Below are 11,100 nucleotides of genomic sequence, written 5' to 3' on the forward strand. Positions count from 1 at the left end.
CCGTCCCCACCTGTCGCATCCGTCCCCATCCCCCTGTCCCCCTCCGACCCACCCATCCGTCGTGCCCACCGGCTGAGGTTGCAACTCCCTGATGTCGAGTCACCACACCGCGCCCGCGCGGGAACCAGCACGGCTACCGTCGTACGTGGCGGTTCACCGAGAGGTTGAGGGGGCGTACGCGGCATGAGTCTCGACGACGAGCGGAACGGCGGCCTCTACGGCGGCTCGGGCGAGACCCGGACGCGGCTCCCCGAGGGCGAGGGAGGCGGCCAGGACGTCTACGGAGGAGCGCGCAGATCCAGCCGTTCTTCGCCACGGAGCCTCGTGACGGTGGTCGGTGTGGTGGTCCTCCTCATCGCGGCTATCGCGTTCGCGAATCGGGGCGGCGAGGATTCCGGGGGCGGCGGCGGGGACGCCAAGAAGGCGGGCCCGGATCCCACCGCCCCCTCCGGGGAGCAGCCTGTCGACGGCAAGACGTCGGGGATTCCTTCGGGGTACACGAAGAGCGAGCAGGGTGCGCAGTCCGCTGCCGCGAACTATGCGGTGGCGCTGGGCTCGGCGGACATGTTCAACAAGGCCAAACGCGACAGTGTCCTCCAGACCGTCATGGCGCCGTCGAGCGTGAACAGGTTCAAGGCGAACCTCGACAAGGCGTACAACGTCGGCTTCTTCAAGAACGTGGGCCTGAACGACGACGGTTCGACCCCGAAGGGCTATCAGTTCGTCTCTCGTACGAGCCCGATCGGCACCAAAGTCACCAACTGGGCCGACGGAAAGGCAACGGTGGAGGTCTGGTGCGGTGGCCTGCTCGGCCTCGCCGGGGAGCAGTCCACCAAGCCGGTGACCAGCAGCTATTTCACCATCACCATGAAGCTGGTGTGGGTCGGGGGCGACTGGAAGGCCGCCACTCACTCCCAGAAGGACGGCCCCGCCCCGGTCCCGGGCGACGACCGCGCGTCCGGCTCCGATGAGATCGCGAAGGCCGTAGAAGGGTACGGAGGGTTCACGTATGCCCGCTAACCGTCACGTACTCAAGCTCGCAGGCGCTGTCACTGCCGTGCAGACCACAGCGGTCCTCTTCGCAACGCGAGCCTTCGCCGCGCCGGATGACGACCCGTGCGATCTCATCCATGGCCCCGCCAAGAAGTACTGCGAAAAAGGCAACGACAGCAGCAGCGGCGACGGCGCAGGCAAATACCCCACAGACGCCCCCATAGACTCCACCGCCGACCCCCTCTCCTCCCTGGCAAAGGGCTGCGCGGAAGCCGCCTCCTGGACCGTCGACAAGCTCTCCGAAGCCGTGAAGAAGACCGCCGAGGTCGACTTCACGAACCCCAGCTTCCTCAAGCAGTACGCGGTCGTCTTCGCCGCGTCCACGATCCTCACCCTGCTCCTCTGGCTCCTCGCCGTCGCCAAGCGCGCAGTGCGCGGCGTCCCCCTCACCACCGCGCTCTCCGAAGCCATCGGATTCCTGTGGCTCACGGTCCTCGCCTCCGCCTTCACGCCGCTGATCCTCTACACGGTCGTCTCGGCGGCCGACGGCGTGAGTGACGTCATCGCGAAGGCGACCGGCGGTCAGACGGACACCTTCTTCGGGACATTCTCCGAAGCCCTGAAGAAGGGCGACGACATCGGCGGCGGCCCGATCATGCTGATCGTCGTCTCGCTCGTGTCGATCCTCGCGGCCGGCGTCCTCTGGCTGGAGCTCGTCATCCGGGCCGCCCTGCTCTACGTGGGCGCCCTGCTCGGCACCGTCGTGTACGCGGGTCTCGTCGACAAGAACCTGTGGACGCACGTCCGCCGCTGGGCCGGGATCATGATCGCGGTGGTCCTGGTGAAGCCCATCATCGTCATCGTGCTCGGCCTGGCCGGCGCGCTGTCCTCCGGCGACGGGCCCGACTCCTTCTCGGCGGTCGTCTCCGGGCTCTCGATCATCCTGCTCGCCATCTTCGCGAGCGCCATGATCTACCGCTTCGTCCCCGGCTTCGGCGACGAGATCGCCAACTCCCGGAACAACCGCCTGTCCCAGGGCGCCGAGAACCGCGCCGCGGCCGTCATCACCTCCCCCGCGTCCCTCGTCTCCCAGGGCATCAAGACCCACAGCTCCCGTGGCGGCGGAGGCGGCGGCAACAACCAGGCGCGCCCCGCCAACCCGGTGAGCGGCGGCGTCGCCGCCCACAGCTCCCGCGGCGGAGGCGGCAGCGGGGGCAGCGGCGGCGGCTCATCGAACGGCGGCGGATCCGTCCCATCCGCCGCGCCCCCGCCCCGGGGCAGCGCGACCAGCACCCCGCACGCGCGCAACCGCGGCGGAGGCGGCTCAGGCAACGGTTCCACTGGCAGTAACAAACGCACGGGAGGTGAAGGGCGTTGACGACTCAGTCCCACGTGTCGCAACCGATCGCGCCCCGCCGCACATATCTGATCGGCCGCGCGCGGCCGAACGCGATCGTCGGCAAGAACCGGGAGACCGGCGAGATCGCGCTGATCATCGCGGGAGCCTTCCTCGGGATGATGTGCGGGCTCCTCGTCCCCGTCCTGTCCATGCGCATCGTGCTGCTCATGGGCTTCCCCATGCTGGCGATCGCCGCGGTCTACGTCCCCTACAAGGGCCGCACGTTCTACAAGTGGTTCGAGATCAACCGCAGCTTCAAGCGCTCCCTCAAGCGCGGCACCGCCTACCGCTCCACCACCCCCGAGGCGGGCGTCCGCTTCGACGGCAGGGAGGTCGAGGTCGGCCCGCCGCCGGGCATCGGGCGCATCAGCTGGCTGGCCGCGCCCTTCGGGCCGGATGAAATCGCCGTGCTGCTGCACGCCGACCGGCGGACCGTCACCGCCGCCATCGAGATCGAGGGCCCCGGTGTCGGGCTTCGCGACTCCGAGGACCAAGAGGCGCTGGTCGACCGGTTCGGGACGCTGCTCAAGCACGTCGCCAACGGCGACGGCTTCGTGACGCGGCTCCAGATGCTCGCGCGCACCCTCCCGGCCGACCCGGACGCCCACGCCAAGGACGTCAGCGTACGAGGCGACGACCGGGCACTGCCCTGGCTGCAGCAGTCGTACGAACAGCTCCAGTCGATGGTGTCCACCAGCAGCGAGCAGCACCGCGCGTATCTGGTCGCCTGCATGCACTACTCCCGCGAGCTGGCCGCCGAGGCCCAGGCGATGGCCCGCGCCAGCCGCCCGCACGGCGTCCGGAAGCTCGACAAGGACGCCGGTCTCGCCGTCGTCATGGCGCGCGAGCTGACCGACATCTGCTCGCGGCTCCAGGAAGCCGACATCCGCGTACGCCAGCCGCTGGGGCAAGGGCGGCTCTCCTCGCTCGTGCACTCCATGTACGACCCGGACCACCCCATCGACCACATCCAGGCGATGACGAAGCGAAACGCCTGGCCCGCCGAGCTCGACGCCATGGAGCCCACCTACCTCCAGGCGAAGACCCGCGAGTCCTCCACCCGTGCGCCTTGGTGCCACGCCACGGCCTGGGTGAAGGAGTGGCCGATGACGCCCGTCGGCGTCAACTTCCTCGCCCCGCTGCTCGTCCACACCCCGGACGTGATCCGCACGGTCGCGGTGACCATGGACCTCGAACCCACCGAGGTCGCCATCGAGCGCATGCTGACGGAGAAGACGAACGACGAGGCGGAGGCCAGCCGCCAGGCCAAGCTGAACCGCACGGTCGACCCCCGCGACATCGCGTCGAACTCCCGTCTGGACCAGCGCGGCGAGGACCTGGCGAGCGGCGCGGCCGGGGTCAACATCGTCGGCTACATCACCGTCTCGTCCCGCTCACCCGAAGCCCTCGCACGCGACAAGCGCACCATCCGGGCCTCGGCCGGGAAGTCGTATCTGAAGCTGGAGTGGTGCGACCGCGAGCACCACAGGGCCTTCGTCAACACGCTGCCGTTCGCGACCGGCATCCGACGTTAGAGCTGAGGGCTGCCAACCATGCGGGATCCGCTGACCATCCTCACGGACGCCTTCACGTCCTTCCTCTTCGGGAAGGTGGAGACGACCAGACTCCCGGTGCGTACGTCGACGGGGCAGGCCCAGGCGGTCTACCTGCCGACGGCCGCCCCCGGCCTCGGCGACTCGGGCGTGATCATCGGGCGCGAGGTGTACTCCGGCAAGGGCTACATCTACGACCCGTTCCAGCTGTACGGGCAGCAGCTCCCGGCCCCGCACTGGCTCGTGCTCGGCGAGTCGGGCAACGGCAAGTCGGCCCTGGAGAAGACGTACGTCCTGCGGCAGTTGCGGTTCAAGGACCGCCAGGTCGTCGTGCTGGACGCCCAGGGCGAGGACGGCGTCGGCGAATGGAACCTCATCGCCGAGGAGCTGGGCATAACTCCCATCCGCCTGGACCCCACGGCCGCTCTCGACATGGGGATCCGCCTCAACCCGCTCGACCCCGCGATCACGACGACGGGCCAGCTCGCGCTGCTCCGCACGATCATCGAGGTCGCGATGGGCCACGGCCTCGACGAGCGCTCGGGCTTCGCGCTCAAGGTCGCCCACGCGTACGTGAACGAGACGATCGTCGAGCGCCAGCCGGTCCTGACCGACATCGTGGAGCAGCTGCGCCACCCGGAGCCCGAGTCCGCAGAAGCGATGAACGTCGCCATAGACGACGTACGGGCCTGGGGCCTGGACGTCGCGCTCGTCCTGGACCGCCTGGTCGACGGTGACCTGCGGGGCATGTTCGACGGCCCGACGACCGTGGGTATCGACCTGGATGCCCCGCTCATCGTCTTCGACCTCTCGCACATCGACCGCAACTCGATCGCGATGCCGATCCTGATGGCGATCGTGGGCGTCTGGCTCGAACACACGTGGATCCGCCCGGACCGCAAGAAGCGCATCTTCCTGGTGGAGGAGGCGTGGCACATCATCAACTCCCCCTTCGTCGCGCAGCTCTTCCAGCGTCTGCTGAAGTTCGGCCGACGGCTCGGGCTGAGCTTCGTGGCGGTGGTCCACCACCTGAGCGACGTCGTGGACGGGGCGGCGGCCAAGGAAGCGGCGGCGATCCTGAAGATGGCGTCGACCCGCACCATCTACGCCCAGAAAGCCGACGAGGCGAGAGCGACGGGCCGGGTGCTCGGCCTGCCACGCTGGGCGGTGGAGATCATCCCGACCCTCACGCCCGGTATCGCGGTGTGGGACGTGAACGGCAACGTCCAGGTGGTCAAACACCTGATCACGGAGACCGAACGCCCCCTGGTCTTCACCGACCGCGCCATGACCGAATCGTCGGTGGAGGCGTCGGACCAGCTCCTCGGCGACGACGCGCTGCGGGCCGCGGATCTGGAGGCGGAGGAGCGTGCGGCGTACATGGAGCAGCAGATGAACGGGCCATCGTCGTCGTCGCGTTACGGGGTGGCGTGATCCATGGGTTACCGGGAGCCTGAGCCCGAGTACCGCGACCGGGGCGGACGGCGCGAGTCACGGGAGCGGGGCGTTCCCGACGGACTCCTGGTGGGCGGCCTCGCCTTCGTGCTCGGCCTGACGGTCCTCGTCTGGTCGGCGACGGGCCTCGCGGGCCTCTTCTCGCACGGCTCCTGGCCCCAGCACGTCACCTTCGGCAATACGCCGGTGGCCATGCGGCACCTGGTCCAGCAGCCGCACGACATCGCGGGCGCGTGGCCGGCGACTCCGGCCGCCCAGCTCACGGGCTACGGCTTGTTCTGGGGCCTGCTGATCGGCCAGCTAATGGTCCTGGTGGTACTCACGATCTTCGTGATGGGGACGGTCACGCGGTGGAGGGCGGTACGGAGGGCGAGACGCTTTCCGGCGCCTGCGCCTCCGGCGGACACCCCGATCGAGCACGTTCCCGCGGATTCCTCGACCGCTCCCGCCCGTGCCCCAGCCGAGGCACCCCACCCGGCAGCCCCAGCCCCCGACCACGCCGAGAGGCCCCACCCGGCCGCTCCCTCTGTGGGCAGGCGTCCCGCAGGGCGATGGGGGTCCCCCCGCTCGAACGAAGTTGAGAGTGGGGGAGGGTGGGCACAGCCCACAGCGCCGGTCGCGGATGACATGGGCTCCGGCCCTGACGAGGGCTACAGCACCCACACCCCGAGCACCGAGAAACTAGCGGTCCCCACCCCCCGTACCCCCCTGGTACTGGGCCCCCAAGAAACCCGCAGACCCCTCGCAGCAGAGGCAATCAGAGACGCAGAGGGCGCAGCCCTAGTACTCACATCGGATCCCACCCTGTGGGAGGAAACAAAGGACGCCAGAGCGAAGCTCGGCCCCGTCCTGGTCTACGACCCCTCCCACCTCTGCGACACCCCCGCAAGAATGCACTGGTCCCCCACCGCAAACTGCGAGGACAAGGCAGTGGCAGCCCAAAGAGCCACCGCCCTGCTGGCCGCCATAAGGCCAAGCGCAAAACTGGACAGCACCCTCGCCGACACAGCGGAAACCCTCCTGCGCAGCTTCCTGCACGCCGCAGCGGTGGACGGCCGCCCCGTCAAGCACGTACACCGCTGGGCCCAGGGCAACGGCGTACAGGACGCGGTCCGCATCCTCCGCACCCACCAGAAGGCCTCCTCGGGCGCCGCGGGCGAGCTGGAGGCGGCGCTCACGGCGTACCCCGAACGACGGGACATGGCACAGGAGTTGACGGCACGCGCCCTCTCCGCCCTCTTCACTCTCAACGTAAGGGAATCCTGCACCCCCAACAGAAACGATGCCCTCACCCTGGATTCCTTCATCGATGAAGGGGGCACGCTTTTTGTGGTGGGTGAAGCGATCGAGGATCCCAAGTCACCCCAGGGTCCTGGCGCGATGCCTCTCCTCACGGCACTCGCCTCAAGCGTGGTCGAGCACGGCCGGCGCATGGCCGAACGGTCATCCTCCGGCCGACTCGACCCACCAATGACCCTGGTCCTGGACGACGTGGCCGCCGTGGCCCCGCTCCCCCAGCTCCCGGAGCTCCTGGCCACCGGCGCGGACCGCGGCCTCCCCACCCTGGCGCTCCTCCGCTCCCGCGAACAGGCCCGCACCCGCTGGCCCAACGCGGAACTCCCCGTCTGATCCTCGGGCACCCTCAGAGGACCCCTCAGAGGGCCCCTCAGGAGGACCCTCACGAGGACCCCTCAGGGTCCCCGTCCTACCCCGGTACTACCCGCGACCGCCCACCTCCCGCCCCTGGTCCGACGCCCAGCGCCCCCGCGAGCGCCAGCATCAGAAGCATGATTCGGGCATACGAACTCACCAAGTGCTACGGCGAGAAGACCGTCGTGGAGGACCTGAGCTTCACCGTCCACCCCGGCACCGTCACCGGCTTCCTCGGCCCCAACGGCGCGGGCAAGTCCACCTCCATGCGGATGCTCCTCGGCCTCGACGCCCCGACCCGGGGCCGCTCCACCGTCGGCGACCGGACGTACGCGACGCACACCGCGCCCCTGCACGAGGTGGGCGCGCTGCTCGAGGCCCGGTCCATCCACCCCGGCCGCACCGCCTTCCACCACCTGATGGCCCTGGCCCACACGCACGGCATCCCACGCCGCCGCGTCGAGGAGGTCCTGGACCTCGTGGGCATCCACGACGTCGCCCGCAAGCGCGTGAAGGGGTTCTCGCTCGGCATGGGCCAGCGCCTCGGCATCGCGGCCGCGCTCCTCGGCGACCCGGCCGTGGTCATCCTCGACGAGCCGGTCAACGGCCTCGACCCCGAGGGCGTCCTGTGGATCCGCAACCTCCTCAAGTCCCTGGCCGCCGAGGGCCGTACGGTCCTCGTCTCCTCGCACCTCATGAGCGAGATGGCACTGACCGCGGAGCACCTGATCATCATCGGCCGCGGCAGGCTCCTCGCGGACACGACGGTCGAGGCCTTCGTACGAGACTCGGGCACCGGCTCCGTCAAGGTCGTCACCCCCGAGGCCGGGCTGCTCGGCGAGCTGCTCGCCGCACCCGGCGTGGAGATCACGAGCAACGCGACCGGCGTCCTGGACGTACGCGGCACGAATGGCGAAAGCATCGGCCGTACGGCGGCACAACACGGCATCCCGCTCTTCGAACTCACCCCGCACGCGGTTTCGTTGGAGCAGGCATTCATGGACCTGACGCGGGACTCGGTCGAGTACGTCGCATCGGTCTCCACCCCCGCCACCCCCGCCACCACCGATGTCCCGGAAGGAGCAGCAGCATGAGCACCACGACGGCCCAACCGCCCCACCCGCCCCACACAACACCCAAGGCAGCCGCCGCCCCCTACCGCCTGTCCTCCCGCGGGATCCTGCGCTCCGAGTGGCACAAACTGTGGACGCTCCGCTCGACCTGGATCATGATCGGCATCGCGAGCATCCTCACGGCCGTCCTCGGCATGATCGTCGGCGCCACCTACACACCCAACCCCGGCGACGAGATCGACTCCGTCACGTACGCCCTGCTCGGCACCCAGATCGGCCAGGTAGCGATCGCGGTACTCGGCATCCTCGTCACCGCGGGCGAGTACTCGACGGGCATGGTGCGGGCCACGATGGCCGCGGTGCCGCGCCGCCTCCCGGTGCTCTGGGCGAAGACCGCCGTGTTCGGCACGGTCGCGCTCGGGACGCTCCTGGTCACCAACTTCCTCACGTTCCCGCTGGCCCAGCTGTTCCTCGGCGGCACGGACCTGGAGGCCTCGCTCGGGGACCCCGGCATCGCGCGCGCCGTGGCAGGCTCGGCCATCGGGACGACCCTCATCGGTGTCATCGTGCTCGGCCTCGGCTCGGCCCTGCGCAGCATCCCCGGAGCGATCGGCGCGTACGTCGGCGGCCTGATCCTCCTGCCGCAACTCGCCACGATGATCCCGAACGACACCGTGCAGGACCTCCTGAACTACTTCCCGCTCCCGGCCGCCGAGTCCCTCGCCGCCGTACACACCTCATCCGGCGACCTCTCACCCGGCACGGCCCTCCTCACCCTGTGCGCATGGGCGGCGGCCTCCCTGACGACGGCGGCTTATCTGCTGAAGCGCCAGGACGTATGAGCCCATCCCGTACGAGGATGAAGCCGTGACCGTGACTCCTCGGAGCACCCCCCAGGGCAACACCGGCGATCAGGGCGCCCCGGACCAGGAGGACTGGTCCGCGGGCGCCCAGCCGCTGACCCGGCACGTCGAGCGCGGCGTCCAGTGGGTGCGCGCCTTCGACCGGCGGCGGCCGGTGGTCTGGGACGTACTCCTGACGGGGTTCTTCGTGCTCGTCGGGCTGATCGACGTACTGGGCGGGGGCTGGCGCAACATCGCCCAGAACACGGACCTGCCCACCTGGATCCCCTACGCGATCATGCTGACCGTCACGCTGCCGCTCCTGTGGCGCCGCAGCCATCCGCTCATCGCGTACGCGGTCATGTTCCTGGCGGGGGTCGCCAACAACTGGACCGGGGCCGTCCTGCAGAGCCAGCTCAACATGCTCATCGTGGTCTTCAACATCGCGATGCGCCTGCCGCTGCGCACACTGGCGTGGACGTACGGCCTGGTCGTGGCGCCGGCCGTGGTCGGTCACATCCGCTACCCACAGGGCAGTTGGGACCAGCAGGTGGTCCCGCTCCTGATGAGCTTCGCGATCGTGGCCCTGATGGGCATCGCGGTCCGCACCCGCAAGGACTACATGGCCTCGCTGCTGCAGCGCGCCAAGCAGCTGGAAGTCGAACGCGACCAGCAGGCACAACTCGCCACGAACGCCGAACGCTCGCGCATAGCCCGCGAGATGCACGACATCATCGGCCACAATCTCTCGGTCATCACGACCCTCGCGGACGGCGGTTCCTACGCCGCCGCCAAGTCCCCGGAGCGCGCGGCCCAGGCCCTCACGGCCATCGCCACCACCAGCCGCCAGGCCCTTACGGAGCTGCGCCGGCTCCTGGACGTACTGCGCGAGGAAGCCCCCGAAGCCGCCGCGCTCACTCCCCAGCCCGCCCTGACCGACCTCGACCAACTCATCGACGGGGTACGGGCCGCGGGCCTTCCCGTACGCAGCACGGTGCGCGGACGTCCCGACTCCCTCCCGGCGGGCCGACAGCTCGCGGTCTACCGCGTGGTCCAGGAGGCCCTCACGAACACCCTGAAGCACGGCGGCCCGGAGGCGACGGCGCACGTGGAGGTCGTGTACGGCGAGGACGGAGTGCGGGCGACGGTGACGGACACGGGCGCCGGGGGCAGCCTCAATGAATCGTCCGGTCGGGGCATCACAGGAATGCGCGAGCGAACGGCCCTCTACGACGGGACACTTGAGGCAGGCCCGCTGCGGCAACCGCCGGGCGGCTGGCACGTAGAACTCCGTCTCCCCAAGGAATCCGCCCAGTGACGACCGTGCTCATCGTCGACGACCAGCCGATGCAACGCTTCGGCTTCCGCATGCTCCTGGAAAGCCAGGACGACATGAAGGTGGTGGGCGAGGCGGGCAACGGCAGCGAGGCGGTCCGCATGACGGCCGAACTCCACCCGGACGTCGCCCTGATGGACATCCGCATGCCGGGCCTGGACGGCATCGAGGCCACGCGCCGCATCGTGGCCGGGGGCGACCGCACTCGGGTCCTGATCCTGACGACGTTCGACCTCGACGAATACGCGTACGCGGGTCTGCGTGCGGGGGCATCGGGATTCCTCATCAAGGACGCCCTGCCCGAGGAGCTCCTCTCCGGTATCCGCGCGGTCGCCACGGGAGACGCGGTCGTGGCCCCCAGCCTGACGCGCCGGCTCCTCGACGCATTCGCCGACCACCTGCCGACTCGGACCGGCGAGGACACCGACCCGTCACGTGACCCGCGCCTGGCCTCGCTGACGGACCGGGAGCGCGAAATCCTGACGGTCATCGGCCAGGGCTGGACGAACGCGGAGATCGCGGGCCGGCTGCATCTCGCCGAATCGACGGTGAAGACGCACGTGGGACGCATTCTCGCGAAGACGGGGGCGAGGGACCGGGTGCAGGCGGTAATTCTGGCGTACGACACGAAATTGGTGCGGCCGGAGTAATTGGCGGGGCCGGAGTAATTGGCGAGGTCAGGAGCTCCGGCGAAATTGCCCCGGAACGCAGAAAACCCCCGCACCCAGAGGGTGCGGGGGTTTCCCGTAATAATAGTTCGGCGGCGTCCTACTCTCCCACAGGGTCCCCCCTGCAGTAC

9 protein-coding genes are annotated in these 11,100 nt (G+C 69.5%); all 9 read left to right on the top strand.

The features are described 5' to 3' along the window. Positions 1–183 precede the first annotated feature (183 nt). The 9 genes from ACWFR3_RS40150 (at position 184) to ACWFR3_RS40190 (ending at position 10,951) form a co-directional block, all read left to right on the top strand. Complete coding sequence (locus tag ACWFR3_RS40150) at positions 184–1,020, top strand: hypothetical protein (protein ID WP_453739650.1); 837 nt, start codon at positions 184–186, stop codon at positions 1,018–1,020. Further along, positions 1,010–2,371: a hypothetical protein gene (locus ACWFR3_RS40155; protein ID WP_453739651.1), complete on the top strand. Its 1,362-nt coding sequence runs from the start codon at positions 1,010–1,012 to the stop codon at positions 2,369–2,371. Before ACWFR3_RS40150 ends, ACWFR3_RS40155 begins: the two co-directional genes overlap by 11 nt. Further along, positions 2,368–3,927: an SCO6880 family protein gene (locus tag ACWFR3_RS40160; protein ID WP_453739652.1), complete on the top strand. Its 1,560-nt coding sequence runs from the start codon at positions 2,368–2,370 to the stop codon at positions 3,925–3,927. The genes ACWFR3_RS40155 and ACWFR3_RS40160 overlap by 4 nt, the downstream gene beginning before the upstream one ends. A gap of 18 nt (positions 3,928–3,945) precedes the next feature. Continuing rightward, a complete protein-coding gene (locus ACWFR3_RS40165) occupies positions 3,946–5,379 on the top strand; it encodes an ATP-binding protein (protein ID WP_453739653.1) in 1,434 nt (477 codons plus the stop codon). Between the two features lie 3 nt (positions 5,380–5,382). Beyond that, entirely contained in the window at positions 5,383–7,029 is a 1,647-nt protein-coding gene (locus ACWFR3_RS40170) for a type VI secretion protein (RefSeq protein ID WP_453739654.1), read from the top strand. 158 nt (positions 7,030–7,187) lie between these two features. Next, the gene (locus tag ACWFR3_RS40175) at positions 7,188–8,144 is read left to right on the top strand and encodes an ATP-binding cassette domain-containing protein (RefSeq protein WP_453739655.1); all 957 of its coding nucleotides are present in this window, start codon (positions 7,188–7,190) and stop codon (positions 8,142–8,144) included. Continuing rightward, on the top strand, positions 8,141–8,965 hold the full coding sequence (locus tag ACWFR3_RS40180; RefSeq protein WP_453739656.1) for an ABC transporter permease: 825 nt from the start codon (positions 8,141–8,143) through the stop codon (positions 8,963–8,965). The genes ACWFR3_RS40175 and ACWFR3_RS40180 overlap by 4 nt, the downstream gene beginning before the upstream one ends. Before the next feature lie 25 nt (positions 8,966–8,990). Further along, positions 8,991–10,283, top strand: a complete 1,293-nt coding sequence (locus ACWFR3_RS40185) for a sensor histidine kinase (RefSeq protein WP_453739657.1) — start codon at positions 8,991–8,993, stop codon at positions 10,281–10,283. Continuing rightward, entirely contained in the window at positions 10,280–10,951 is a 672-nt protein-coding gene (locus ACWFR3_RS40190; protein ID WP_453739658.1) for a response regulator, read from the top strand. Before ACWFR3_RS40185 ends, ACWFR3_RS40190 begins: the two co-directional genes overlap by 4 nt. Positions 10,952–11,100 lie beyond the last annotated feature (149 nt).

The sequence above is a fragment of the Streptomyces sp. NPDC055189 genome, assembly GCF_053606765.1.

What these genes read in the sequence shown, in the direction of transcription:
- ACWFR3_RS40165 (WP_453739653.1), top strand. Translation starts at nt 3,946, where the DNA reads ATGCGGGATCCGCTGACCATCCTCACGGACGCCTTCACGTCCTTCCTC.
- ACWFR3_RS40170 (WP_453739654.1), top strand. Translation starts at nt 5,383, where the DNA reads ATGGGTTACCGGGAGCCTGAGCCCGAGTACCGCGACCGGGGCGGACGG.
- ACWFR3_RS40150 (WP_453739650.1), top strand. Translation starts at nt 184, where the DNA reads ATGAGTCTCGACGACGAGCGGAACGGCGGCCTCTACGGCGGCTCGGGC.
- ACWFR3_RS40155 (WP_453739651.1), top strand. Translation starts at nt 1,010, where the DNA reads ATGCCCGCTAACCGTCACGTACTCAAGCTCGCAGGCGCTGTCACTGCC.
- ACWFR3_RS40175 (WP_453739655.1), top strand. Translation starts at nt 7,188, where the DNA reads ATGATTCGGGCATACGAACTCACCAAGTGCTACGGCGAGAAGACCGTC.
- ACWFR3_RS40180 (WP_453739656.1), top strand. Translation starts at nt 8,141, where the DNA reads ATGAGCACCACGACGGCCCAACCGCCCCACCCGCCCCACACAACACCC.